Below are 25,102 nucleotides of genomic sequence, written 5' to 3'. Positions count from 1 at the left end.
CTTTGCGCGCAGCAGGCGTAAGGTCGCGCCATGGCAGATGTTGTGAACCTCAACCGTTTCCGCAAGCAAAAGCAAAAGGCCGACGCCAAGCGTCAGGCCGACCAGAACGCTGTGAAGTTCGGACGCACCAAGGCCGAGCGCGAACGCGAGGGAGCGATTGCGGAATTGACGACAAAACGGCTCGACGAGCTGAAGCGGGACGACGAATGACCACCCGCCCCGTCAAGCACTCGGTCACGCTGCACGGACACCGCACGTCCATTTCGCTGGAGCCCGAATTCTGGGACGCCTTCCGCGCGGCGGCCAAGGAAGACGGCAAGGGCCTCAATGAGTTGACGGCAGAGATTGACGAGACGCGCGGCGACGTGGGCCTTGGCTCGGCGATCCGCGTCTACATCCTGACGCGCCTGCAAGCCAAACTCGCCTAGCGCGGCGTGATCATCAGCCAGATCCCGTTGGCAGAGCGCACGGTCAGATGCGCCTCGGGGATCGGCGTGCGGTCAGGGGCAGGCTCGAACCGGAATTTGCGCACCAGCATCGCGAGCAGCAGCGGCCCTTCGACCATCGCGAAACCCGCGCCCGTGCATACCCGCGCACCGGACGAGAAGGGAATGAACGCCTCGCGCATGCAGGTCTTGCCGTTTTCGGTGTGCCAGCGCGCAGGGTCGAAATCGTCGGGCTTTTCCCAGAGCCGTTCGTGCCTATGCAGGTGCCAAGGCGACAGCACGACCTGCGCGCCTTCCTTCACTGGTCGATCGCGGAAGGTTTCGGGATAGGTTGTTTCGCGCACCATCATCGGCACGGGCGGATAGAGCCGTAGGCCTTCGCGGAACACATCGCGAGCCGTTTTCAGCTTTGACACCTGCGAGAAATTTTCCGTCATATCAGCAGCTTCAGCGGCGATCCTGTCCTGCCATTCGGGGTGGGTCGCCAGCAGATAGAGCGTCCACGCTAGCGCCGAGGCGCTTGTCTCATGCCCCGCAAGGAAGAAGATCGCGACCTGATCGACCATCTCCTCGACGCTGAATTTCTCTCCTGTCTGCGGGTCGGTCGTCGTCATGATCTTGGTCGCGAGGTCGTCAGGCGCGGTGCCCGCCTCGATCTGTTCCAGCCGTTCGGCGGTCAGAGAGCTGATGAGTTGCCGGATCACCTTGGCCGTCCGCTTCGTCTCGCGCCTGAAAAAGCGCGGCATCCAGCGCGGTCCGGGAACGAAAGCCGCGAGGTTCAGGATCGGCATCGTCCGCTGGTGCAGGCGGAATTCGTGGAATACTCGGGCGGCCGTGTCATGCTCGATCGGGATCGAAAATAGCGTGCGAAAGATTACGTCGGCGGCGGCGTGGCTGGCCTCCTGCTCGAACTCGATAGGCTCGCCGTTGGCGTAGTGATCCACGCGCGCCACCATCGCCTCGCCCGCCGCCCACATCGCGGGGAAGGTATCGCGCAGGCGACCGCCCTCGAACGCGGGGTCGATGATGCGGCGCTGGCGCTTCCACGTCTCGCCATTGGTCAGGAACACCGAGTTGCCGAGCAGCGGGCGCAGTCCGGCCCCCACACGGTTCGACTTCGGAAAGTCGTCGGGCCGTTCATTCAGTACTAGCCGCACCAACGCGGGATCGTTGCACATGTAGCTGCGGAAAAACGGCGTTTTGAACTCCGCCATCCACGCCCGATAGAGCCGCGCTGGCTGGGCGCTCAGGATGTCCTGCCGGAACATGCGCACATAGCGGCGGAGGCTGACTTTTTCGGGCCGCGCCTCTGGTTTCGGCGGCTTCGTCATGCGCGGACCGAGGTGAATTTGTTCACCGGCTTGGTCATGCGGCTGCGCGAATGGGTGCGTTCGGCGTAGCGGTCGCCCAAGGCCACCGGCCCCGCTGTGATCCGGAAATAATCGTAGTCCTTGGGCCGGTCGAAGGCGCAGAGGTACTGGAAATGCAGGCGGAAGAACCGCCAGCGCAGTTCCTTCCACCGCGCGGGCGACAGGGTCTGCGTGAACGATGCCGAGATCACCAGCGGCCACTTCTGCGCCGCCGTCGCCACCCCGCTCACTGCCACCGGATCGCAGAGCGCGAATGCGCAGCCATCCCCTGGCGCGGTCACGTCGACCCATGTCAGCTCGCCGCGCTCCGACAGATACGCCAGATCGGCGCGGAGGCGGTCCGCTTTGGGCAGGAAACTGACCATCGGCACCACTTGCCCGAGGCTGAGGAACGACAGGCGCTTGCCCTCTGGCACCCTGCTCGCGCGGATCAGATCGGCGAGGATCGACACCGCGAGGTGCGCGCCCGACGAATGGCCGACCACGAGCACTTCGTCATAGTCGGCGGTCAGCGCCTCCGCGATGGTATCGCCAAATTCGGCCATGCGGGCTTCGAGTTCGGGCGGGTTCGCACCGCGGTAGTGTGCCGAATAGGCGTAGTCGTGCATGAGGTAGTAGGCGAAGAACTTGCCGTCCTTGGCCTTGAACCAGTTCAGGAGCCGCCAGCCAAGGAATGTGCCAACAGCCAGCCCGATGATCTCTCCGAACGGGACCAGCCCGCCGATTTCGATGCAGAGCCACACGAGCAACAGCGCCAAGAGAGCCTGCACCAGCAGCGCCCCCACGGGGTACAAGGCGGCGATCACCGGTCCTTTGCGCAGTTGCATCAGGCGGAACAACGCGCCGGTGGAGATATAGACCCACGCGGTCTCGACCAGTTGGCGGTAGGTGGCGGGGATCGACTGGCTCATGGAGCCGCGCACGATGTCGGACCAGACCAGCACGTCGATGTCGGCATGGGCCGCCTGCCCGTCCATCACCGCGTCGGCCTGCCAGCCGTAAGCGCCGCCCGTGGCTTTGGGTTGGAGCGCGATCTCGTAGCCGGAGACCTTGGATTGTTCGGCGGATTCTTTGCGGTAAAGTTCGCGGTAGCGGCGCGGATGGATCGGGTCGTATCCGGGGATGTAGAACACCCGCCGCCGTTCGACCTTACCCTGCCCAGTTTGCGCCATTCCAGATTCCGCGTGTCTTTTCACGGACCTTAGCGACGAAAACGGGCGAGAGTAAGACTTAACCGATATTGGCGAGAACGGGGAATGCCTCCAGCAGCCAACGGCTGAGGTCGGTGAAACGGCCCGTGAGCAGCATCAGACCGACAGTCCAGAGCAGCAGACCCGAGATACGTTCGATCCGGTCCATGTGGCGGCGCATCCATGCCATCGGCCCCTTGAGACGCGAGAAGAACGCGGCAACCAGCAAGAACGGGATGCCGAGGCCCATAGCGTAAGCAAACAGCAGGATCGCGCCGCGCGTGGCGGAGCTTTCGTTGGCGGCCACCGCGAGGATCGCCGACAGGATCGGGCCGAGGCACGGGGTCCAGCCGAAGGCGAACGCGAGGCCCAGAAGGTACGCGCCAAGGATCGAGCCGCCCTGATCCTTCACGTCCACGCGGGCTTCGCGCATGAAGAGCGGGATGCGGATCGCGCCGACGAAATGCGCGCCAAACAGCATGATCATCAGGCCGAAGAAGATGTTCGCCTTGTCCGAAATCTCGAAATAGAACTGCCCGACCATCGACATCGCGTAGCCGAGGAACAGGAACACCGTCGACAGGCCGAGCACGAAGGCCACCGCAGCGACCATCACGCGGCGGCGCGCGCCGGTGTCTTCGTCCATCTCGTTGACGCTGACGCCGCCCATATAGGCGAGGTACGGCGCGGAGACGGGCAGAACGCATGGGCTGAGGAACGACAGCAGACCCGCAAGCGCAGCAACGAGCATGGCCAGAATGAGGCTGGCATCGACGAGCGACTGGGTCGAGGCGAAGTTTTCCATCATGTCCCCTTAAACATTCCGTCTTTTGGATAACTCAAAGCCGGAGCGAGGTCAGCCGGAAACGCCCGCGCAGATCGTCACAGTTTGGCGAATGGCTGAAATGAAAACGCCGCCCCTCGGGGCGGCGTTTCGTGTTCTTAGCGGGACCACCAACCGGTGCGCTTGGGCTTGGGCGGTGCGGCAGGTTCTTCCGCTGCGACCAGTTCGGGCTCCTTCGGCTCTTCCGGAGCGGCCTCTGCAACAGGTTCCGCCGCGGGCTCTTCGGCCTTGGCTTCTTCGGCTGCAGGCTCTTCCGCTTTGGGTTGTTCGGCCTGCTCTGCGGCCTCGGTCACTTCGGCAGCGGTCGTGACCACTTCTTCGGGTTCCTGAGCGGCAACGTCCACGACTTCCGGCGCGGGCTGCGCTTCGGGGGCTTCCGGCTCGGCGGGAGCTTCCTCGGCAGGCGCTTCGGCAGCGGCTTCGGTCGGCGCTGCAGCAGTGACCTCGGCAACCGGCTCTTCGACCTTCTTGCGCGAGCGGCGAACACGCTTCTTCGGCTTCTCTTCGGCAGCGGCTTCTTCAGCCGGAGCTTCCGCAGGTGCCTCGGCAGCCTCGGCGGGCTTTTCTTCGCCCTCGGCAGCCGGTTCGACCTTCTTGCGCGAACGGCGAGTACGCTTTTTGGGCTTCTCTTCGGCAACCGCTTCTTCGGCGGGCGCTTCGGCAGTAGCCTCTTCAGCCTTGGCTTCGACAACTTCGGTCAGCTCGGCAGCGGCTGCGGTCTCTTCGACCTTGGCTTCGCTGTCGTCCGAACCCTCGGAGTCGTCCGAATTGTCATCCGACTGATCCGAGTCCTCATCGTTGTTGTTGCCACCCCGACGACGACGGCGACGACGACGGCGCTTCTTGGGCTTCTGTTCTTCTTCCTCGGCAGCCGGAGCCTTCGCTTCGACCTCTGCCTCTTCGTCCTCGGTCTCCTCGACGATATCGTCGAGTTCCTCGTCCAGTTCGGCCATGGATACCGACGAGGTCGAAATCACCGGCTGGGCTTCGGGAACGATGCGGGTTGCGGTCTTGAACTTCTCGATCTCGAAATCGGGCGAGATCATCGACGGATCACACTCGATACGCACAGCCATGCCGTAGCGCATTTCGATGGCCGCGATGTGTTCGCGCTTCTGGTTCATCAGGAAGTTGGCGATCGCAGTCGGTGCCTTGACCAGAACCTCTTTCGAACGGCCGCGAACGCCCTCTTCTTCGAGCTGGCGCAGAATGGCGAGCGATACCGAGTCGTCCGAACGCAGCAGACCTGTGCCGTGGCAGTGCGAGCACGGCTGGGTCGTGGCTTCGAGCATACCCGGACGCAGACGCTGGCGCGACATCTCCAGCAGGCCGAAGCCCGAGATGCGGCCGACCTGAATGCGGGCGCGGTCGGTTTTCAGCTTGTCCTTGAGGCGCTTTTCAACGGCGGTGTTGTTCTTGCGCTCGTCCATGTCGATGAAGTCGATGACGATCAGACCGGCAAGGTCGCGCAGACGCAGTTGGCGGGTGATCTCTTCGGCAGCTTCGAGGTTCGTCTTGACCGCAGTCTGCTCGATCGAGCCTTCTTTGGTCGCACGGCCCGAGTTCACGTCAATCGCGACGAGAGCTTCGGTGATGCCGATGACGATGTAACCGCCCGACGGCAGTTGAACGACCGGATTGAACATGCCGGCAAGGTAACCCTCGACCTGATAGCGCGCGAAGAGCGGCAGTTGGTCGGCGTAGGGTTTCACGTTCTTCGCGTGCGACGGCATGATCATACGCATGAACGCCTTCGCGGTGCGGTAACCTTCGTCGCCCGCAACGATCACTTCGTCGATCTCTTTGGAGTAGAGATCGCGGATCGTACGTTTGATGAGGTCGCCCTCTTCGTAGATTTTCGAAGGGGCAGAGGATTCCAGCGTCAGTTCGCGGATCTGCTCCCACAGGCGCTGGAGGTATTCGTAGTCGCGCTTGATTTCCGCCTTGGTACGCTGGGAACCGGCGGTACGGATGATGAGACCTGCACCATCCGGCACGTCCATCTCGTTCGCGATTTCCTTCAGCTTCTTACGGTCGGCTGCGTTGGTGATCTTGCGGCTGATGCCACCGCCACGCGCGGTGTTCGGCATCAGGACGCAATAACGGCCTGCGAGCGACAGGTAGGTGGTCAGCGCAGCGCCTTTGTTACCGCGCTCTTCCTTGACGACCTGAACCAGCATGATCTGGCGGACTTTGACGACTTCCTGAATCTTATAGCGCTTGGGGCGCGGCTTGCGCACCGGACGCACGTCCTCGGAGTCGTCTTCGTCAGCAACGGACTCGATCGAGTCGTCCTTGTCGTCATCGTTATCGTCTTCGTCGTCCGACGCCTCTTCCGATGCCTCGTCAGCGCTTTCTTCCGTTTCGGCAGTCTCTGCTTCGGCGGTTTCGGGCTGCTCCTCTTCGTCGTTCGACGGGGTGTCGACCGGCGTTTCGGCAACGGTTTCCATGGGGCTTACGGCGTCGTCGTCATTGTCCGACTTGGCCTCGCCTTCACCATCTTCGCCCTCGTCGAGGTCGATGGTTTCCATGCCCGAGATTTCTTTGGTGGCGACGGGATCGTTGGTGTTGCTCTCTGCGGCTTTCGCCTTGGAGCGGCCACGACCACGGCGCGAACGGTTTACCTTGCGGGGCTTGTCGTCCTCGTCGTCATCCTTGTCGTTCTCGGCGGCGAGGCTTTCAGCGTAGGCGCGTTCTTCGGCCAACAGAGCTTCGCGGTCGGCGACCGGAATCTGGTAGTAATCGGGGTGAATTTCCGAAAACGCGAGGAAGCCATGGCGGTTGCCGCCATAGTCAACGAAGGCCGCCTGAAGCGACGGTTCGACGCGAGTTACCTTTGCGAGGTAGATATTACCGGCGAGCTGCCGTTTGGACTGACTTTCAAAATCAAATTCTTCGACTTTGTTTCCGTCCACCACCACAACGCGGGTTTCTTCCGCGTGGGTGGCATCGATGAGCATTTTCTTTGCCATTTGATCCAATTGCACGGCACATGGCCGCCCACCCTGGCGGGGCGGCGGCAGATGTAGCGTGTCTATTAGGGGCGATGGGCGCTACGCAGACAGAGAGGCCCCTCGGGGCCATCATCGTTCTGCCTGTGTTCAGCGCGCGTTGCATCGCGGTTCTTCTCCGACGCCCGTCGAGGGGCGCCCGTTTAAGGCCCGGCGCGTCCGATTAACTCGCGCAGCCAGGGCGTTCTTCTGGCCTGATACAGGCCAAATGCCGTCTGCCAGAGGCCACGTATCAACTCGCTGGCCTGAGGCAGTGAAACTTTCCGGTGTCGGCCACGCCTTTGTGGACGCCATCACGTATCCCCCACCTAATACGGGTTGGGGATAAATTACAATGATCAAGTTTAATGATCCGTCAACGCAACGAAATTTCAGCGGCGGTTACAGGTAATCCGCGCGCTGAAGGCCGTATTTCGCCATTTTTTCGTTCAGGGTCCGGCGCGGCAGGCATAGCTCGTCCATCACCGACACGATCGAGCCCTTGTGGCGGCGCATGGTGTTGTCGATCAGCATGCGTTCGAACGCTTCGACGAATTCCTTGAGCGGTTTGCCCTCGGTCGTCATCGCAGGGCGCGAGGTATCGTCGCTGTCGTTCATCAGCAGCGAGGTGATCGTGCCCGACCCGCGGCGCGATTGCAGAACGGCGCGTTCCGCCACGTTGATCAGCTGGCGCACGTTGCCCGGCCACGGCGCTTGCAGCAGCTGGGCTGCTTCCTGCGCATTCACCTGCGGCGCGTCGCAGCCGTATTCTTCGGAGAACTGTTCGGTCAGCGACGTGAACAGCGTCAGGATGTCCTCACCACGCGCACGCAGCGGCGGCACAGTGATACGCAGCGCTGCAAGGCGGTAGAACAGGTCGGCACGCAGCGAGCTTTCGCAGGTTCGGTCCTGTTCCTGAAGGTTACAGATCGCGATAATGCGGGTTTCGGACGGCGTGCCCTGCTCGTTGATCGCGGTCATCAGGCGGGCCTGCTGAGCGGGGCTGAGCGCTTCGATATCCTCGAGCACCAGCGTACCGCCGCGCGCTTCTTCCATCGCGGGGATCGGCTCGTCTTCGCGGACGGGACCGAACAGGCGGCGGGTCAGGCTGTCTTCGTCATAGGCAGCACAGGCCAGCAGCACGAATTTCTTGTTGGCACGGGCACTTACGGCGTGAAGCGCATGTGCGATCAGCGTCTTGCCGGTGCCGGTTTCGCCTTCGATCAGGACGTGACCATCGGACTGGCCGAGGTCGAGGATGTCCTCTTTCAGGCGCTCCATCGCAGGGCTGACACCGATGAGCTTCTTCATGATGGCCGAGCCGTCCGACAGCTCGCGGCGCAGCGCGCGCGCGTCTAGCGTCAGGCGGCGGGCGTTGGTGGCTTTCTTCGCCAGCTCGGTCATCCGGTCGGGGTTGAACGGCTTCTCAAGGAAATCATAGGCCCCGATCCGCATCGCCTCCACCGCCATCGGAACGTCGCCGTGGCCGGTAATCATGATGACGGGCAGCGAGCTGTCGATGCCCTTCATTTTGCGCAGAAACTGCATACCGTCCATGCCAGGCATCTTGATGTCACTGACGATAATACCGGGGTAATCGGCGGTCATCGTTTTCAGCGCATCTTCGGCCGAGGCAAAGGTTTCGGTGTCGAAACCCGACAGAGCCAGCCACTGGCTGATCGACTGACGCATGTCTTTCTCGTCATCGACGATCGCAATCTTCATGGCCTTGCTCATGGTTCCTCACTCTGCAGCTTCAATATCGTTGATCTTAAAGATAGGGAGCGAAAGCTCAAAGACAGCCCCGCCCGACGCACCATTTCGTGCGGTAAGACGACCACCTAGGTCTTTTACGATCCCTGACGAGATAGCGAGGCCCAATCCGACCCCGTCTCCGGGTAGTTTTGTGGTGTAAAACGGCTCGAATAGCGCGTCCAGATCGTCGATCCCTGCCCCGTTATCACGAACGGTCAAATGTACGCTGTCACCAACGGACAGCAGAACGTCGATCGACGGATCGCCCGCGGTCTTGGTCGCGTCGAGCGCGTTGCGCAGCAGGTTTATGATGACCTGCTCCAGACGCAGACGGTCGCCGTAGATCATCGCGGGCTCTGCCGGCATCGCGCTGGAGATCGAGATCTTCCGCGTTTTCAGTTGCGGCTCCATCATCGACAGCGCGGTCGACACGGCATCGCGCACGTCCACGGGCTCGAACGCTTCCTTGCCTTTGCGGGCGTAGGATTTCAGCTGGCGGGTGATGACGCCCATGCGGTCGATCAGGTCGTCGATGCGCTGGAACGAGGCCAGCGCTTCTTCCGACCGCTTGCGTTGCAGCAGCAGACGCGCGCCCGCGAGGTACGTTTTCATCGCGGCGAGCGGCTGGTTCAATTCGTGACTGACGGCAGCAGACATCTCGCCCAGTGCGGCCAGTTTCGACGATTGCGCGAGGGTCTGTTCTGCGACTTCGAGGGTCTTCTCGACCTTTTCGCGTTCCGCGATCTCGCGCTGGAGGCGGATGTTCAGCGCACGAAGGTCAGCGGATTCGCGCTGGAAGAACACCACGCGCGACGCGGATTTGCGGGATGATACCCAGAAGCCGAGCGCCAGCAGGATCGCGAAGCCCATGATTTCGAGCGCGAGGAAGCCGTTCACCTTTTCCCGCACGGAATCGTAGGTGGTGAAGCTGACCATGCGCCAGCCTTGGAACTGGACGCGGGTCTCCATCCGCAGCACGGCTTCGCCCTGAAGGTAGCCGTCGATCGGAATAATCGACCAGTCCTGCGTGGCGCGAAGGGCGCGCTCGATCGCGGATTTCGGTGACTGGACGGCGAGCGCCTCGGCCTCCGTCCGGCCCCGCCAACGCGGTTCGGTCGACAGGATCACGGTGCCGGAACTGTCAGTCACGAACACGGCGTCCGAGATGCTCGCCCAACTGCGTTCGAGCTTGTGGAGGTCCACCTCGATCGCGATGACACCCAGCGCGCCCGTTGGCCCATCGATGCGGCGCGAGTAAACAAAGGAATAACCGCCCGTTTCGGCTTCGAGCAGCGTGAAGATCGTCGCGTTCGAGCGCAGGGCATTGATGTAGAACTGGTCGTTGCGATGCGTCTCCCCCAGACGGGTTCGGTCCGTCGCGGCCACGGTGCGGCCATCGCGGTCGAACAGCATCAGGGACGCGGCGCCGATTTCGTCCACGAACGACAGAAGGCGTTGAGTGGAGAGCGAGTATTCCTGCGCCGACAGCGCACGGATCAGCTCGGGGTCACGGGCCAGAAGCTGAGGGACGATGGAGTTGCGCTGAAGCTCTGACGTGAGGTTGCCGACGTAGAGCGTCATACGAACCTCGGCGCGGTTGCGCGTGGATTCCGTGAAGCGTTCTGTCAGGAGAAGGTTGGTGAAATAGATCACCACCATTGCCACGATGACAAGCAAGACCACGCTGATGCGTGCGAGCCAACGCCCTAGCGTTATGGGATCTGCTTTCATCGGGGTCTTCGCGGCCATGGGGCGAGTTTACGCTCGCCCCTTGGGATCGGCAATCAGGCGCTGACCACTTGGTCAATCAATCCGCGGAAAAGCGCCTGTCCATCGGTGCCGCCGTGGTTGGCGTCGATGGCGCGTTCGGGGTGCGGCATCATGCCGAGAACGCGGCGGTTTTCGGACAGGACACCGGCGATGTTGCCGACAGCACCGTTGACGTTCTCCGTGTAGGTGAACGCGATGCGGTCCTGATCGCGGAGCATGGCCAGCGTTTCGTCGTCAACGGTGTAGTTGCCGTCGTGGTGCGCAACCGGAACGCTGATCACGTCGCCCTTGGCATAGCCTTGGGTGAACGCACTGTCAGCGGTTTCGACGGTGAGGCCGACCGACTTGCACACGAACTTCAGACCGGCGTTGCGCATCAGCGCGCCCGGCAGAAGGCGGGTTTCGGTCAGAACCTGGAAACCGTTGCAAACGCCCAGAGCGTAACCGCCACGGTTCACGTGATCGACGAGGCCCTTGCAGACCGGCGACTGGGCGGCAATCGCACCGCAGCGCAGGTAGTCACCGAACGAGAAACCGCCCGGAACCGCAACAAGGTCGACGCCCTCGGGGAGCGCGGCGTCCTTGTGCCAGACCATGGTGACGTCAGCGCCGGCATTCTCCAGCGCGACTTTCATGTCGCGGTCGCAGTTGGACCCCGGGAAAACGAGGACTGCTGCCTTCATGCCGACAGCTCCACCTTGTAGCTTTCGATCACGGTGTTCGCGAGCAGCTTCTCGCACATTTCCTTGACCGTCTCTTCGGTGGTGCCTTCAGCGAGATCGAGCTCGATCACCTTGCCCTGACGGACACCTTCGACACCATCAAAACCAAGCGCGCCCAGAGCGTGACGAACAGCCTCGCCCTGCGGATCGAGCACACCGTTTTTGAGCATTACGTAAACGCGGGCTTTCATCGATCCGTATCCTTTTAGTTGATGAGCGTAGGCTTGTGGGCGTGGGTGACGTTCGAAGGCAGAACGCCCAGACGGCGTGCGACTTCGGTGTATGCGTCGGTGAGGTTGCCAAGGTCCTGACGGAACACGTCCTTGTCCAGCTTCTGGCCGGTTTCGATGTCCCACAGGCGGCAGCTATCGGGGCTGATTTCGTCAGCAACGACGAGGCGCATGAAATCGTTGTCCCAGACGCGGCCGAGTTCGATCTTGAAGTCGATCAGCTTGATGCCGACGCCGTGCATGACGCCCGACATGAAATCGTTCACGCGCAGAGCGATGGCGACGATGTCGTCCATGTCCTGCTGCGAGGCCCAGCCGAAAGCGGCGATGTATTCTTCGGGAACCAGCGGGTCACCCAGAGCGTCGTTCTTGTACGAAAATTCAACGATCGGGCGCGGCAGCTGGCGGCCTTCTTCCATGCCGAGGCGCTTGGCCATCGAACCGGCGGCGTAGTTACGAACGATCACTTCGAGCGGAATGATCTCGACCTGACGGCAGAGTTGTTCGCGCATGTTCAGACGGCGGATGAAGTGGGTCGGGATACCGACGCCCTGCAATCCGGTCATGAAGAATTCGGACAGGCGGTTGTTCAATACGCCCTTGCCTTCGATGACGGCTTTCTTCTCGGCGTTGAAAGCAGTCGCATCATCTTTGAAGTACTGGACGATCGTTCCCGGCTCCGGGCCTTCGTACAGGATTTTAGCCTTACCTTCGTAGATTTTCTTGCGACGCGCCATGGAGGTCCCCTCGTCTGTCCGCATTTACGCGGCGTGAGTCATGGCGGTGCGTATAGGGCAAGGTCTCAAAACCTGCAAGAATGCAGGGCCATAACGGCATTGCTATTTTGCGATAGCTTTTGCAGGCGTTTTTGACCGCTTGGACAGGTTTGAGCGTTTTTCGTGGTCCATAGGCGTTTCGCGTTATAATTGGTGTTTGAAAACCCTGCTGGCTCGTGCCATGGCGGGACTGAAACGACTCCAAGGATGGTCAGACATGACGAATGCTCTTTCCCGCATGCTCGAAACCCGCGACTGGCTTCTGGCCGACGGCGCGACCGGCACCAACCTGTTCAATATGGGTCTGAACTCGGGCGACGCGCCGGAGCTCTGGAACGTCGACCACCCCGAAAAGATCAAGGCACTCTATAGCGGTGCCGTCGATGCGGGCAGCGACCTGTTCCTGACGAACACTTTCGGCGGCAACGCATCGCGTCTGAAGCTGCACAGCGCCGAAGGCCGCGTGCGCGAACTGAACCGCGTTGCGGCAGAGCTGGGCCGTGAAGTCGCCGACGCATCGGGCCGTCAGGTCATCGTTGCGGGCTCCGTCGGTCCGACCGGCGAAATCATGGCGCCGATGGGCAACCTCACGCATGAACTGGCTGTGGAGATGTTCCACGAGCAGGCAGAGGGCCTCAAGGAAGGCGGCGTAGACGTGCTCTGGGTCGAAACCATCTCGGCCACCGAAGAATACAAAGCCGCCGCAGAAGCCGCCAAGCTGGCGGGTATGCCGTGGTGCGGCACCATGAGCTTCGACACCGCTGGCCGCACCATGATGGGCGTGACCTCGGCCGATCTGGCGAAGATCGTCGAAAAGCTGGACTACAAGCCGCTCGCATTCGGCGCGAACTGCGGCGTTGGCGCGTCCGACCTGCTACGCACCGTTCTGGGCTTCTCGGCCACCGGCACCAACACCCCGATCGTGTCGAAGGGTAACGCCGGCATCCCGAAATACCACGACGGTCACATCCACTATGACGGCACGCCGGAACTGATGGGCGACTATGCCGTTCTGGCCCGCGATTGCGGCGCGACCATCATCGGCGGTTGCTGCGGCACCACGCCCGAGCACCTGCGCGCCATGAAGGAAGCGCTGGAAACCCGTCCGCGCGGCGAGCGTCCGTCGCTGGAAGAGATCTCCGAAAAGCTAGGCGGTTTCTCGTCGGCATCGGACGGCACGGGCGGCGACGAGCCGACCCCGACCCGCCGCAGCCGCCGCCGCGGCTAAGGCAATCGGTAACCTAGGGAAAGCGCCTCGCATTGCGGGGCGCTTTTTCGTTCAGAACAGCCTCAGTTGATCGCCCTTCTGCGGCGGCTTGCAGAACAGATCCGTCCGCAGCTCAGGCAGTGGTTTGTCGAGCCCATAGCGCCGCTTTGCGATCCTGAACCGTGCGCGCAGAAGGTCCGCCCACTCGCCCTGCCCCGTCATGCGCTGGCCCCACTGCGGGTCATAGTCCTTGCCCCCGTGCAGTTCGCGTACCCGCGCCATGATGCGATGGGCGCGCAGGGGAAAGTTCTCCTCCACCCACTCGGTGAACAGTGGCGACACCTCTCGCGGGAGGCGCAGCACGATATAGGACGCCGCCAAGGCACCCGCTGCGGCCCCCGCCTCCATGATCGGCTCCAACTCGTGATCCGTCAGCGCAGGGATCATCGGAGAGGCCATGACGCGCACGGGTATCCCCGCCTCCGACAGCCGTTTGATCGTCTGGAGCCGCCGCTTGGGATGAGGCACACGCGGCTCCATCGCCCGCGCGATTTTCGGGTCCAAGGTCGTCACCGAAATCCCCACCCGCACGAGGTTCCGCTCCGCCATCGAGGCGAGGATATCCACGTCCCTTTCGATCAGCGTCCCCTTGGTCACGATGCCCACGGGATGGTTGAAATCAGACAGCACCTGCAAGAGCCGCCGCATGATCTGGCGGTCCTTTTCAATCGGCTGGTACGGGTCGGTATTGGTCCCGATCGCAATGGTTGCAGGCACATAGGAGGTCTTGGATAGCTCCCGCGCCAGCACCTCTGGCGCGTCGGGCCGCGCGATCAATTGCGTCTCGAAGTCCAAACCCGGCGACAATCCAAGGTAGGCGTGGCTCGGCCGCGCAAAGCAATAGATGCAGCCGTGCTCGCAGCCGCGATACGGGTTGATCGAGCGATCAAACGGGATGTCGGGCGAGGTGTTGCGGGTGATGACCCTGCGCGGCACCTCCTCGGTGACGGTTGTCCGCAGCGGAGGAACCTCCTCTTCTATGTCCCAGCCGTCATCCTCCGCCACCGATGAGAAACGGTCGAAACGGTTGGCAGGATTGTACGTCGCGGCGCGCCCTTTGCGCCTGTCTTTGGGGATCGGAAGCTGCATATCCTGCAAAATAGAACAAAACAGGAACTTCGCAAAGTTGTTAATTTTGTACATGCGGTCGTTTCCGCTACGTCCGAAGTCGCAATCGGTCCAGACCATTTGTCGCATATGGGGGAAAGGAAGAAAAACGCCCTCTTTTTAGCGAAAGATAGCTTCATGGCTGAAGACGACGAGATCATCCTCTCCGAACTGAATGACGAAGAACTGGTCGAACAGATGTTCGACGACCTTTACGACGGTCTCAAGGAAGAGATCGAAGAAGGCGTCAACATTCTTCTGGGCCGCGGATGGGCGCCCTACCGCGTGCTGACCGAAGCTCTGGTTGGCGGTATGACCATCGTCGGCAAAGACTTCCGCGACGGCATCCTCTTCGTTCCCGAAGTTCTGCTCGCTGCGAACGCGATGAAGGGCGGCATGGCCATCCTCAAGCCGCTTCTGGCCGAAACCGGTGCACCGCGCGTCGGCAAGATGGTCATCGGCACCGTCAAAGGCGACATCCACGACATCGGTAAGAACCTCGTTTCGATGATGATGGAAGGCGCCGGTTTCGAAGTCGTCGACCTCGGCATCAACAACGCTGTCGAAGCCTACCTCGAAGCGCTGGAAGCTGAAAAGCCGGACATCCTCGGCATGTCGGCTCTGCTGACCACCACCATGCCCTATATGAAGACCGTCATCGACACGATGGTCGAGATGGGCATCCGTGACGACTACATCGTTCTCGTTGGCGGCGCGCCGCTGAACGAAGAGTTCGGCAAGGCCATCGGCGCCGACGCATACTGCCGTGACGCGGCTGTTGCTGTAGAGACCGCGAAGGAATTCTGCGCTCGCCGTCACAACCAGATGAATGCCTGATCTTTCAGACAACATTCTGACAGAGCGCGGTCTGCCCCCTTCCGGGGCGGGCCGCGTTCTCGTTGTGGCCTGCGGTGCGCTGGCTCACGAGATTGTCGCGCTCAAAAGCCTGAACGGTTGGGATCACCTCGACCTCCAGTGCCTGCCCGCGATCCTGCATAACCACCCCGAAAAGATCACCGACGCGGTCGTTGCCGCCGTCGAGGAACACCGCGCCGACTATGCCCGCGTGTTCGTCGCCTACGCCGATTGCGGTACGGGCGGCTATCTGGAAGCGGCGTGCAAGAAGCTCGGCGTGGAGATGATCCGCGGTCCGCACTGCTACGCTTTCTTCGAGGGCGTCGATGCGTTCGAGCAGCGCGGAGAGATCACGTCGTTCTACCTGACCGACTTCCTCGCGCGGCAGTTCGATGCCTTCGTCTGGAAACCCCTCGGCCTCGACCGTCACCCGCAGTTGCTGGAAATGTACTTCGGCCACTACGAGACGCTCGTCTACATGGCGCAGACCGATGATCCCGCGCTCACCGCCAAGGCCGAAGCCTGCGCGGAGCGGATGGGCCTGACGTTCGAGCGTCGCTTCACCGGCTACGGCGAACTTGCCACGGCGCTCGCGAACGCTTGAACCAATCTGACACGATTTGCGCCGCGCTCTCTCAATTCGATTGCGAGGGAACGGGATACGTCTAACGTGGGCCTCGTTTTGGAGGAGCAACCATGTCCCAGCAATTGATTGATGCCATTAAAGAACAGGAACAGCGGCTCGTTCTGGATGCCTTCGACGAAGATATCGCGTTCGAGATCGGATGCGACCTGCGCGCCCGCGCCAAGGCGGTGAATGCGCCCGTTAGCATCGAAATCCGTTCGTCCTCGCGCCGTTTCTTTTTCGCGACTCTGCCCGGTGCAACGCCTGAAAATCAGGACTGGGGCCGCCGCAAGATCAACACCGTACTGCGGACCTACAAATCATCCATGCGTGCGGGTCTGGAATACAACGCAGAAGGCCGCGAGCAGTGGCCGGACGTGGGCCTGCGCTACGAGGATTTCGTGATCCACGGCGGCGGTTTCCCCGTCACGGTCAAGGGCGTGGGCGTGATTGCCGCGATCGGCATCTCCGGCCTGCCCTCTATCGAGGATCACGAGATGTCGGCCTTTGCACTGGCCGACCGTCTGGGCATCAAGATGGACAGCCTGCCGCGTTAAGCGGCAGCAGCCGTCTGGCGGATGCGCTCGATCATCGCGCGCACGCCGTTGGAGCGCTGCGACGACAGATGCTCGTTCAGGCCAAGACGCCCGAGTTCCGCTTGGGCGTCGACGGCGAGGATCTCTTTGGCCGACAGACCATTATAGAGCGCCAGAAGGATCGCGATCAGGCCGCGCACGATGATCGCGTCACTGTCACCGCGGAACGTGAAAGTGCCGCCCTCTTCGTGCGGCATGAGCCAGACCTGGCTCGCACAGCCGTCCACCTTGGTCGCCGGAACCTTCAGCGCGTCTTCGAGCGGCGGCATCTCCTTGCCCAGTTCGATCACGTGGCGGTAGCGGTCTTCCCAGTCGTCGAGGAAGTCGAACGTGTCTGCGATATCTTCGAATGCTGCGGTGGCCATGATGCGTCCTTTCGTTCGTCCTAGGACTTAGGGAACGCGCCGCGAAAGGTCCAGAGGAGGCTTCCCAGAAGCATATGGTTCGGCTACCAATTTGACCCAAGGGAAGGTCAGGAGGCGAAAGTATGCTGCGACGATTGGTTTTGACGGGTCTGGTGTGTGTCACGGTGACGGGGTGTGCGCGCATCGCGGAATCGCGGCTCAATCCGATGAACTGGTTCGGCCGCAGTCAGGCAGTCGCCGCGCAGCCGCAGGACATCCGCCCCCTCGTCCCCGAAGGTCGCCGCACCGTGACCGTGGACCAGCGCGTGCTGATCGACACCGTCACGGACGTGCGGATCGAACGGATGCCAGACGGCGCGATCATCCGAGCGACGGGCTACGGCGCTACTGGCGGGTCATATAATGCCGAACTGGTGCTGGAGAGCGTCGATGGCGGGAACCTCGTCTACGGTTTCCGCGTGATGCCGTCGAATACCTCGGGCAATGGCCGCGTGACCGTCGCGACGGTTCTCACCAATGCGGAGCTTGCCGCAACGCGCAGCGTCACAGTGCGCGGCGCCACGGGAGCGCAGCGCACCAGCCGCTGATCAGAGCTGGATTGTCTGGACGTTGTTGCCTTTGACGGCGAGCGCAACCTTGCCGTCACACAGCGCCAGCGCATCGTCACCGAACACCTCACGGCGCCAGCCGTGCAGCGCGTCGACATCACGCTCGCCCGCCGCAATCGCGTCGAGGTCGGCAGAGGTCGCGATAAGCTTCTGCGCCACGCCTTCACGGTCGGCTTTGGCCTTCAGCAGCACGCGCAGCAGATCGGCGAGCGCGGGGTTCACCTGTAGCTTTTCGCGGCCTTTGGGCATCTTCGGCGCATCTTCGGGCGGTGTTTCCAGACCGCGCTTGATCGCGGCAAGGATGCCGTCGGCGATCTCGCCCTTGCGGGCTTCGCGGAGCAGCAGACGCGAGCGACCCAGATCGCCTTCGTTCTGCGGCTTGGTCGAGGCCAGTTCGACAAGCGCATCGTCCTTGAACACGCGGCTGCGCGGAATGTCGCGGCGCTGGGCGTAGGCTTCGCGGAATTCAGCGAGTTCCTTGACGATCGACAGGAAGCGGCCCGAGGTGGTGCGGGTTTTCACACGCTGCCACGCGTCTTCGGGTTCGGTCTTGTAGGTGGCTGGATCGTTGAGAACCGCCATCTCTTCGGACACCCAGCGGGCGCGGCCGGATTTCTTCAGACGCTCCGACAGGGATTCGTAGATGTCGCGCAGGTGGGTCACGTCAGCGACCGCGTATTTCAGCTGTGCATCGGTCAGCGGGCGGCGCGACCAGTCGGTGAAGCGGCTCGATTTATCAAGGTCAGCCTTCGCGATCTTGCGCACGAGGGTCTCGTAGCCGACCTGCTCGCCGTAACCGCAGACCATCGCCGCGACCTGCGTGTCGAACAGCGGCGCGGGGATGAGACCTGCGTTGACAAAGAAAATCTCGAGGTCCTGACGGGCCGCGTGGAAAACTTTGGTGACGGTGGGATTGCGGAACAGCTCGTACATCGGCTCCAGCGAAAGGCCATCGACCAGCGGGTCGATAATGACAGCGTCCTCACCCGCGTCGTCGCGGTAGGCCATTTGCACGAGGCAGAGCTTGGAGTAATAGGTGCGTTCCCGAAGAAACTCAGTGTCGACAGTCACATAGGGACGTTTGGCAGCTTCGAGGCAGAAGTCGGCAAGAGCCTCGGTCGTCGTGATTGTCTTCATCTGTGGTGGTTCCTCCGCCAGTAACGGAACTGTCATAAGTCAAAGGCGGAGCGTTGAAAAGAGCAGCGCGCGGCTGCTCTGATTTGTGTTGCAGATGCGCCTAGCGCAGCACGATCATCGAACGGTCGCCCGCCGCGTAATTGCGCAGCACTGCGGGATAGAGCTTGTGCTCCATCGGCAGGACGCGGGCCGCGAGAACGTCCGATGTATCGCCGTCCAGCACAGGCACGATCGCCTGACCGAGGATCGGACCACCGTCGAGTTCCGCCGTCACTTCGTGCACCGAGCAGCCGTGCTCCGCATCGCCCGCTTCGATGGCACGCTGATGGGTGTGCAGGCCCTTGTACTTGGGCAGCAGCGACGGGTGGATGTTCAGCATCATCCCGCCCCAACGGCCGGTGAAGCCTTCGGTGAGGATACGCATAAAGCCCGCGCAGCAGATGATGTCCGGCTTGGCTTCTTCGAGAACGCGGGTCAGTTCCGCTTCGAACGCGGCGCGATCCTTGCCGAAGGGCTTGTGGTCCACGACAGCAGTCGCAACACCCATGCCTTCGGCTTTGGCGAGGCCGCCGGCGTCAGGCACGTTCGACACCACGAGCACGGGCTCGCAGGGATGGTCACCCGATTGCATATCCTGAACGAGGGACACCATGTTGGAGCCCCCGCCCGAAATCAGGATCGCGACACGTTTGGTCACAGAAGGTTGCCCGAGTAGGAAACGCCTTCGCCTTCGACTACGCTGCCCATACGCGCGACGGTTTCGCCCGATGCCAGAAGCAGCGCTTCCAGATCGTCGGCCTGCTCCGCGTCCGCGACAACGATCATGCCGATGCCAGAGTTGAAGGTCTTGAGCAGTTCCGCCTCTTCCATGTTGGCGGTTTCGGCCAGCCAACGGAACACGGCCGGAAGCTCCCAGCTCGACAGGTCGATCTGCGCGCCGAGGCCCTCGGGCAGAACGCGCGGAAGGTTTTCGGTCAGACCGCCGCCGGTGATGTGGGCCAGCGCGTGAACGCCGCCAGCGCGGACAGCCGCCAGCGCCTGCTTGACGTACAGGCGGGTCGGCGCCAGCAGCGCCTCGCCCAGCGTCTCATCCGCGAACGGAGCTTTGTCGTCCCACGCGAGGCCCGACATTTCGACAACCTTGCGCACGAACGAATAGCCGTTCGAGTGAACGCCGTTCGAGCCGAGGCCCAGAAGAACGTCGCCGGCCTTGACGCCAGCCGGAAGGTCGGTGCCACGCTCCATCGCGCCAACAGCGAAACCTGCGAGGTCGAAATCGCCAGCTTCGTACATGCCAGGCATTTCGGCCGTCTCGCCGCCGATCAGCGCGCAACCGCTGTCTTCACAGCCCTTGGCGATACCGTTGATGATGCGGGCGGCGCTATCGACGTCCAGCTTGCCGGTGGCAAAATAGTCGAGGAAGAACAGCGGCTCAGCGCCCTGACAAACGAGGTCGTTCACGCACATCGCAACGAGGTCGATACCCACGGTGTCGACATTGCCCGTGTCGATGGCAATGCGCAGCTTGGTGCCCACGCCGTCGGTGGCCGCCACGAGGATCGGGTCGTTGTAGCCCGCACCCTTGAGGTCGAACAGCGCGCCAAAGCCGCCAAGACCTGCCATCACACCAGAACGGGCGGTGCGTTTCGCCGCCGGTTTGATACGTTCTACGAGAGTGTTACCTGCATCGATATCCACGCCTGCATCTGCGTAAGTGAGGCCATTCTTGCCAGTCATCGCTGTCCCCTTGAATGAATTGGCGCTCCGATAGCCCAATATTCACCTTAGGGCAATGTAACATCGCACAATAACGACGCTGCGCGCACGAACCGTTCGGCAGGTTCTTGACCATGCTCGCGCAGTAGGGGTATCTGCTGCGCGGGGGCCTATAGCTCAACGGTTAGAGCAGAGCGCTCATAACGCTTTGGTTCCAGGTTCGAATCCTGGTGGGCCTACCATTTTCCCCTGCTTTTCTGAACGCCTTGGCCTCGCGTCAATCTGCGGCTCGCCTTGAAATGCCGCAGCGCGGGTCACAGGTGGGGAGATGCGGCGCCCGTGCCGCGCGGGAATTGTCCTCGCGCATGTGGGACGGGGGTCCGCCGCGCCTCCACTCGAAAAGGCATTTCCATGCAGAAATTCTCGCTCCTCGATCTCGCACCCGTGGCCGAAGGGTCCTCCATCGCTCAGGCTCTCGCCAATTCTGCCGACCTAGCGGTTGCTGCGGAAAAGGCGGGCTATCATCGCTTCTGGGTGGCCGAGCATCACAACATGATCGGTATCGCCAGCTCCGCGACGGCTGTTCTGATCGGTCGTCTGGCGTCGGTGACGAACTCCATGCGGATCGGCTCGGGCGGGATCATGCTGCCGAACCACTCACCGCTGATGGTGGCAGAGCAATTCGGCACGCTGGCAGAGATGTACGGCGACCGCATCGACCTCGGCCTTGGCCGCGCACCTGGCACCGATCAGGGCACCGCGCGGGCGCTGCGCCGCAACATGGCTCAAGAGGACACCTTCCCGCAGGATGTGCAGGAGCTGATGGCGTACCTCGGCGATATGCCCGAAGGCTCCCCTGTTCGCGCCATTCCGGGAATGGGCACGAAGGTGCCGGTCTATATTCTGGGATCGAGCCTCTATGGCGCGCAGCTTGCGGCCTACTACGGCCTGCCCTATGCGTTCGCGTCGCACTTTGCCCCTGATATGCTGGGTGAAGCGCTAGAGGTCTACCGCCACCACTTCCAGCCGTCGGAGCATCTGGACAAACCCTACGCCATCGTCGCTGCAAGCGTCTGCGCTGCCGATACCGATGCCGAGGCGGAGTATCTGCGGTCGTCGCAAATTCAGGCATTTAGCGGGATTATCACCGGCAAGCGCGGCAAGCTGCCCCGCCCTGTCGACAACATCGCAGAGGTCACGCCCTCGCACGTCATGGCGCAGGTGAACCGGATGCTGGCGGTGTCGGCAAACGGCGGGCCCGAGGCGGTCAAAACGCAGCTCTCACAGATCGTATCGACCTACCAACCCGACGAATTGATCGTCACCGGCATGATCCACGACCACGCCGCGCGTGTCCGCTCGTTCGAAATCACAGCAGAGGTGCTGAAGGGACTCGTGGATTAAGCCGCGGCCTGCGGCTGATACCCTGCCGAGCGCGCGGCGTTGATGAAAGCGTTGCGCGCATCGGCGACAGGACGGATACAGTCCATCGCGTCCTCGACATTGCGCAGCGCATCGATTCGCGCACCGTCAGCGACGGGCCACTTGCGTTTCAGCCAGTACTGGACCTTTTCGATGGTGCAGAAACGCTCGGTTTCGCCGGCATCATTCAGGACAAGGTGGACGGGTTGGCCCCAGTTAATCTCGATCATTCTATTTCCATTCGTTTTGTCCAAGCGCGCAGATATCTCCCAACGGCCCATTAGACCGCGGTCGCTCGCTCAAAGACATTGAGGGTGTAATTCGTGGCAAATGGCATTCGTGCCGATTTGCGAAACGGACAACTTATTTCGTTCGCCGCTGCTTTTTATATTTAGCGCGGAAATCCGAATTTCAATATTGCCGGATATTTTTATTTGGGGTGCCGCGGCGGACAGTTGCCCGCCGTGGCCCCTTCGGTCCGGCATCAGCGGAACCTCGACCGATCCAACCGAGATCAATGAAGCTCAACGCGCCAGTCCGAAATTCTTTGCCGCAACCAGATGTGCGGATCAGGCGGAAGACTAACCTTTATCCCGATTTTCGCGCGCCTCTTTCAAACGGCGGCGCTCTTCAGCACGAGCAGCCTGCTCGTCATCTAGCACCTGTTTGACAATGGCGGTCGTCTTATCGAGCTGGGTCTGGCGGCTGGCTGATGCCTTCAAGTCGGGGAAAGTCGGCGAAGGGACTTCGCCGTTATTCCCGTTCTGAGCCGGAACACCGGCCAGCAGGTCTTCCAGTTTCGAACTCAAGCGAGCTCGATGTCCGAAGCGGACTCGCGGCCGTCACGGCCGGTCTGGATTTCGAAGTTCAGCTTCTGGCCTTCTTCGATGCGGCTGATGCCAGCGCGCTCGACAGCCGAAATGTGCAGGAAGATGTCCTTGCTGCCCTGATCGGGTTGAATGAAGCCAAAACCTTTGGTTGCGTTGAACCATTTCACGGTGCCGGTGGCCATATCCGTGTCTCCTATAAAAAATGCTGCCCGCGTGATTGCGCAGCTTCGGCGAAAGTCGATCCAAGTCGATCAACTGAAACCGGATAGTCGGGTTTAGCATTTCGAAGAGAAGTAACGTAAGCAGCCCCCGTCTGACAGAGTTTCGGATATTTAGCAAGCGGTATTTCGAAACTAGCGTACTATTTCGCGAAATCGGTCTTTCGATTTTTCCGATAATTTTGCGCAGAATTCTCTGTCGACTTCTTCCTTGCCATCCGCGCGTCAGGCTCCATCTCTTCGGGCAACCCCAGAGATGATTGTTATGATTGATTTCCTTCGCAGCCTACCCCGCCAGATCACCCGTTTCGAACCTGTCACCTTGATTGCCACCTTCTTGGCGGCGGGCGGGTTCCTTCTGTTCGGCAAACTCGCAGACGAAATGGTCGAGGGCGATTTGGGCGACATGGACAAATACATTTTCATGTTGCTGCGCGAGCCGAACGATCCCTCGAATCCTATCGGCGGGCCGCAGATCGAGGTTGCGATGCGCGACCTCACGGCGCTTGGGGGCGTCACTGTGCTGACGATCATCACGGTGGCCGTGTTCACGTGGCTGTTGATGTCGCGCAACCGCGCTTCGGCTCTGCTCCTGCTGGCGTCCGTGATCGGCGGGCAAATCCTGTCGACGATCTTCAAGATGGGCTTTTCGCGCCCCCGCCCCGATCTGGTGCCCCACGCGGTCGAGGTCGCGACCGCGTCGTTCCCCTCGGGCCATTCGCTGATGAGCAGCGTGACCTACCTCACCCTCGCCGTGATGCTGGCCAGCGTGACCCAAATGCGGCGGCTCAAGGTGTTCTATTTCGTCCTTGCGAGTGCGCTGATCATGCTGGTCGGCCTCAGCCGTCTTTACCTCGGCGTGCACTGGCCTTCGGACATTCTGGCAGGCTGGACGCTGGGTGCGGCGTGGGCAATGTGCGTGTGGCTGGCGTCAAAATACATCCGCTTCCGCCTTAGCGCGCGATAACGATATCCGCCTGTAGCCCGCCGAGCCTTTCGCTGTCGGTCAACCGCAGCGTCCCGCCGTGCAGTCGCGCCACGTCTGCCACGATGGCAAGGCCGAGCCCCACGCCCGTCCCTTTGTTCTGATTGCGCGCGGGATCGAGCCGCACGAAGGGCCGCATCGCTTCTTCGCGCCGCTCGAACGGAATGCCGGGGCCGTTGTCTTCGACCGTGATGCGCAGTGTGCGCTCGGTCAGCACCATGGACACCTCGGCCTTCGTCGCGCCATAGCGCAGCGCGTTTCCGATGAGGTTCTCGACTGCGCGGCGTAGCGCCAGTTCGCGCAGCGGCATCACCATCGACGGGCTGACGTTGCCCGTGTCAGTGAGCGTCACGTTCTGCCCTGCCCTCACCGCGTCCTCGACCGCGCGGGTGACGAGCGTCAGCGGAGACGTCGGCTCTGCCACCTCGCCAGCGTCCGCACGCCCGTAATCAAGGAACGCCGCGACCAGTTTTTCCATGTCCGCCACATCTTCGATCATCGGGGAGGCGTCGTCTTCGTCGATCAATGACAGCCCGAGCCGCAGCCGCGTAATCGGTGTCCGCAGGTCGTGGCTGATCCCAGCAAGCATCATCGTCCGGCTCTGGTTCAGGCGTTCGATCCGGCTGCGCATCTCAATGAACGCCGTACCCGCCGCACGAACCTCGTTCGCGCCGCCGGGGTTATAGGTCACCATGCGGCCCTTGCCGTACTCCGCCGCCGCATTGGCCAGCCTGCGGATCGGGCGCAGTTGGTTACGAAGAAAGATATAGGCGACGATGGTCAGCACCGTCCCCATGACGACCATGATGACGATCAGCTGGTGCGGGTTCGAAGCGGAGACCCTGACCCGCTGAAATTCCAGCCTGTAGATCGGCCCGCGTTCGATCCAGACGACCACCTCTCGGCGGTTCGACAGGTCCACCGCCAGTACGCCGTCGAGACGGTCGCGCAGGGTCGAAATCATCGCCCGCCCCGAAAAATCGAAGAACCCGCGTCGGTCGACCGTGGGCGCGTCCTCGACCGTCCTTATCTCGATCTCCAACGCCTCTGCCAGCGCGCTCTGGCTGGCGGGCGGACTGTCGAGGATCAACGTCAGTTCCCGCTCGACCGCTTTGGTCATCAGAACCGTCACGCCCTCAAAATGGCGTTGAATAAAGACCACCGATACCAGAAGCTGGAGCGAAATGACCGGCAAGAGCAAAATGAGCGCGGCCCGCCCGTAAAGGCTTTTCGGCAGATAGGATTTCAGCGGTTTGAAGCTCATGCGCGAAGGCTAAC

27 protein-coding genes and 1 tRNA gene are annotated in these 25,102 nt (G+C 61.8%); 10 read left to right on the top strand and 18 right to left on the bottom strand.

What is annotated here, in order from left to right:
* Positions 1–30: 30 nt before the first annotated feature.
* Both HCZ30_RS10170 and HCZ30_RS10165 read left to right on the top strand, forming a co-directional pair.
* Positions 31–210 carry a DUF4169 family protein gene (locus tag HCZ30_RS10170; RefSeq protein WP_167638184.1) on the top strand — a complete coding sequence of 60 codons (180 nt, stop codon included), beginning with the start codon at positions 31–33 and terminating at the stop codon, positions 208–210.
* Complete coding sequence (locus tag HCZ30_RS10165; RefSeq protein WP_167638183.1) at positions 207–428, top strand: ribbon-helix-helix domain-containing protein; 222 nt, start codon at positions 207–209, stop codon at positions 426–428. Before HCZ30_RS10170 ends, HCZ30_RS10165 begins: the two co-directional genes overlap by 4 nt.
* Here HCZ30_RS10165 and HCZ30_RS10160 read toward each other — a convergent pair.
* The 9 genes from HCZ30_RS10160 to purC all read right to left on the bottom strand — a co-directional run bounded on the left by HCZ30_RS10160 (position 425) and on the right by purC (position 12,054).
* The gene (locus HCZ30_RS10160; protein ID WP_167638182.1) at positions 425–1,777 is read right to left on the bottom strand and encodes a cytochrome P450; all 1,353 of its coding nucleotides are present in this window, start codon (positions 1,775–1,777) and stop codon (positions 425–427) included. The two genes, HCZ30_RS10165 and HCZ30_RS10160, sit on opposite strands and share 4 nt — an antisense overlap.
* The gene (locus tag HCZ30_RS10155; RefSeq protein WP_167638181.1) at positions 1,774–2,988 is read right to left on the bottom strand and encodes a hypothetical protein; all 1,215 of its coding nucleotides are present in this window, start codon (positions 2,986–2,988) and stop codon (positions 1,774–1,776) included. The genes HCZ30_RS10160 and HCZ30_RS10155 overlap by 4 nt, the downstream gene beginning before the upstream one ends.
* 58 nt (positions 2,989–3,046) lie before the next feature.
* Positions 3,047–3,811: a cytochrome c biogenesis CcdA family protein gene (locus tag HCZ30_RS10150; protein ID WP_167638180.1), complete on the bottom strand. Its 765-nt coding sequence runs from the start codon at positions 3,809–3,811 to the stop codon at positions 3,047–3,049.
* 137 nt (positions 3,812–3,948) lie between these two features.
* A complete protein-coding gene (locus HCZ30_RS10145) occupies positions 3,949–6,822 on the bottom strand; it encodes an Rne/Rng family ribonuclease (RefSeq protein WP_167638179.1) in 2,874 nt (957 codons plus the stop codon).
* Positions 6,823–7,242: 420 nt separating this feature from the next.
* On the bottom strand, positions 7,243–8,577 hold the full coding sequence (locus HCZ30_RS10140; protein WP_167638178.1) for a sigma-54-dependent transcriptional regulator: 1,335 nt from the start codon (positions 8,575–8,577) through the stop codon (positions 7,243–7,245).
* Between the two features lie 6 nt (positions 8,578–8,583).
* Complete coding sequence (locus HCZ30_RS10135) at positions 8,584–10,326, bottom strand: sensor histidine kinase (protein WP_246212743.1); 1,743 nt, start codon at positions 10,324–10,326, stop codon at positions 8,584–8,586.
* A 53-nt stretch (positions 10,327–10,379) separates the two neighbouring features.
* Positions 10,380–11,048, bottom strand: coding sequence for a phosphoribosylformylglycinamidine synthase subunit PurQ (gene purQ, locus HCZ30_RS10130; protein WP_167638176.1), 669 nt, complete (start codon positions 11,046–11,048; stop codon positions 10,380–10,382).
* On the bottom strand, positions 11,045–11,278 hold the full coding sequence (gene purS, locus HCZ30_RS10125; RefSeq protein ID WP_167638175.1) for a phosphoribosylformylglycinamidine synthase subunit PurS: 234 nt from the start codon (positions 11,276–11,278) through the stop codon (positions 11,045–11,047). The genes purQ and purS overlap by 4 nt, the downstream gene beginning before the upstream one ends.
* 14 nt (positions 11,279–11,292) lie before the next feature.
* Positions 11,293–12,054, bottom strand: coding sequence for a phosphoribosylaminoimidazolesuccinocarboxamide synthase (gene purC, locus HCZ30_RS10120; RefSeq protein ID WP_167638174.1), 762 nt, complete (start codon positions 12,052–12,054; stop codon positions 11,293–11,295).
* Positions 12,055–12,310: 256 nt separating this feature from the next.
* Here purC and bmt point away from each other — a divergent pair, with 256 nt between their 5' ends.
* A complete protein-coding gene (gene bmt / locus HCZ30_RS10115; RefSeq protein WP_167638173.1) occupies positions 12,311–13,321 on the top strand; it encodes a betaine--homocysteine S-methyltransferase in 1,011 nt (336 codons plus the stop codon).
* A gap of 51 nt (positions 13,322–13,372) precedes the next feature.
* Here the strand turns inward: bmt and HCZ30_RS10110 are convergent, their stop codons facing one another.
* Positions 13,373–14,503 carry a PA0069 family radical SAM protein gene (locus tag HCZ30_RS10110; RefSeq protein WP_432442763.1) on the bottom strand — a complete coding sequence of 377 codons (1,131 nt, stop codon included), beginning with the start codon at positions 14,501–14,503 and terminating at the stop codon, positions 13,373–13,375.
* A gap of 102 nt (positions 14,504–14,605) precedes the next feature.
* Here HCZ30_RS10110 and HCZ30_RS10105 point away from each other — a divergent pair, with 102 nt between their 5' ends.
* The 3 genes from HCZ30_RS10105 to HCZ30_RS10095 all read left to right on the top strand — a co-directional run bounded on the left by HCZ30_RS10105 (position 14,606) and on the right by HCZ30_RS10095 (position 16,504).
* Positions 14,606–15,304, top strand: a complete 699-nt coding sequence (locus tag HCZ30_RS10105) for a corrinoid protein (RefSeq protein WP_167638172.1) — start codon at positions 14,606–14,608, stop codon at positions 15,302–15,304.
* Complete coding sequence (locus HCZ30_RS10100) at positions 15,297–15,926, top strand: DUF1638 domain-containing protein (RefSeq protein ID WP_167638171.1); 630 nt, start codon at positions 15,297–15,299, stop codon at positions 15,924–15,926. Before HCZ30_RS10105 ends, HCZ30_RS10100 begins: the two co-directional genes overlap by 8 nt.
* A gap of 92 nt (positions 15,927–16,018) precedes the next feature.
* Entirely contained in the window at positions 16,019–16,504 is a 486-nt protein-coding gene (locus HCZ30_RS10095) for a heme-degrading domain-containing protein (RefSeq protein WP_167638170.1), read from the top strand.
* Here the strand turns inward: HCZ30_RS10095 and HCZ30_RS10090 are convergent.
* Complete coding sequence (locus tag HCZ30_RS10090; protein ID WP_167638169.1) at positions 16,501–16,908, bottom strand: SufE family protein; 408 nt, start codon at positions 16,906–16,908, stop codon at positions 16,501–16,503. The two genes, HCZ30_RS10095 and HCZ30_RS10090, sit on opposite strands and share 4 nt — an antisense overlap.
* A 122-nt stretch (positions 16,909–17,030) precedes the next feature.
* On the opposite strand from HCZ30_RS10090, the gene HCZ30_RS10085 reads away from it, so the two are divergent.
* The gene (locus HCZ30_RS10085) at positions 17,031–17,495 is read left to right on the top strand and encodes a hypothetical protein (RefSeq protein WP_167638168.1); all 465 of its coding nucleotides are present in this window, start codon (positions 17,031–17,033) and stop codon (positions 17,493–17,495) included.
* Here the strand turns inward: HCZ30_RS10085 and rnd are convergent, their stop codons facing one another.
* The 3 genes from rnd to purM form a co-directional block, all read right to left on the bottom strand.
* The gene (gene rnd / locus HCZ30_RS10080; protein ID WP_167638167.1) at positions 17,496–18,653 is read right to left on the bottom strand and encodes a ribonuclease D; all 1,158 of its coding nucleotides are present in this window, start codon (positions 18,651–18,653) and stop codon (positions 17,496–17,498) included.
* A gap of 100 nt (positions 18,654–18,753) precedes the next feature.
* Positions 18,754–19,350 carry a phosphoribosylglycinamide formyltransferase gene (gene purN / locus HCZ30_RS10075; RefSeq protein ID WP_167638166.1) on the bottom strand — a complete coding sequence of 199 codons (597 nt, stop codon included), beginning with the start codon at positions 19,348–19,350 and terminating at the stop codon, positions 18,754–18,756.
* The gene (gene purM, locus HCZ30_RS10070) at positions 19,347–20,390 is read right to left on the bottom strand and encodes a phosphoribosylformylglycinamidine cyclo-ligase (protein WP_167638165.1); all 1,044 of its coding nucleotides are present in this window, start codon (positions 20,388–20,390) and stop codon (positions 19,347–19,349) included. The genes purN and purM overlap by 4 nt, the downstream gene beginning before the upstream one ends.
* Positions 20,391–20,535: 145 nt before the next feature.
* Between purM and HCZ30_RS10065 the strand changes: the two genes are divergently transcribed.
* Positions 20,536–20,611: transfer RNA gene (locus HCZ30_RS10065), tRNA-Ile, on the top strand.
* A 169-nt stretch (positions 20,612–20,780) separates the two neighbouring features.
* The gene (locus HCZ30_RS10060; protein WP_167638164.1) at positions 20,781–21,773 is read left to right on the top strand and encodes an LLM class flavin-dependent oxidoreductase; all 993 of its coding nucleotides are present in this window, start codon (positions 20,781–20,783) and stop codon (positions 21,771–21,773) included.
* Here HCZ30_RS10060 and HCZ30_RS10055 read toward each other — a convergent pair.
* From HCZ30_RS10055 to HCZ30_RS10045, 3 genes are all read right to left on the bottom strand, one after another.
* Positions 21,770–22,021 (bottom strand): DUF982 domain-containing protein, encoded by a 252-nt coding sequence (locus HCZ30_RS10055; RefSeq protein WP_167638163.1) that lies wholly within the window; start codon positions 22,019–22,021, stop codon positions 21,770–21,772. The two genes, HCZ30_RS10060 and HCZ30_RS10055, sit on opposite strands and share 4 nt — an antisense overlap.
* A gap of 351 nt (positions 22,022–22,372) precedes the next feature.
* Positions 22,373–22,600: a hypothetical protein gene (locus tag HCZ30_RS10050; protein ID WP_167638162.1), complete on the bottom strand. Its 228-nt coding sequence runs from the start codon at positions 22,598–22,600 to the stop codon at positions 22,373–22,375.
* Positions 22,597–22,803: a cold-shock protein gene (locus HCZ30_RS10045; RefSeq protein ID WP_167638161.1), complete on the bottom strand. Its 207-nt coding sequence runs from the start codon at positions 22,801–22,803 to the stop codon at positions 22,597–22,599. Before HCZ30_RS10045 ends, HCZ30_RS10050 begins: the two co-directional genes overlap by 4 nt.
* Positions 22,804–23,104: 301 nt before the next feature.
* Between HCZ30_RS10045 and HCZ30_RS10040 the strand changes: the two genes are divergently transcribed.
* Positions 23,105–23,806 carry a phosphatase PAP2 family protein gene (locus HCZ30_RS10040; RefSeq protein ID WP_167638160.1) on the top strand — a complete coding sequence of 234 codons (702 nt, stop codon included), beginning with the start codon at positions 23,105–23,107 and terminating at the stop codon, positions 23,804–23,806.
* Here HCZ30_RS10040 and HCZ30_RS10035 read toward each other — a convergent pair.
* Positions 23,793–25,088 (bottom strand): ATP-binding protein, encoded by a 1,296-nt coding sequence (locus tag HCZ30_RS10035; protein ID WP_167638159.1) that lies wholly within the window; start codon positions 25,086–25,088, stop codon positions 23,793–23,795. The two genes, HCZ30_RS10040 and HCZ30_RS10035, sit on opposite strands and share 14 nt — an antisense overlap.
* Positions 25,089–25,102: the final 14 nt, after the last annotated feature.

The sequence above is a fragment of the Marivivens donghaensis genome, from assembly GCF_011806565.1.
Taxonomy (GTDB): domain Bacteria; phylum Pseudomonadota; class Alphaproteobacteria; order Rhodobacterales; family Rhodobacteraceae; genus Marivivens; species Marivivens donghaensis_A.
The sequence above is the reverse complement of the archived record's forward strand: the minus strand, read 5'-3'. Positions and strand labels throughout refer to the sequence as shown.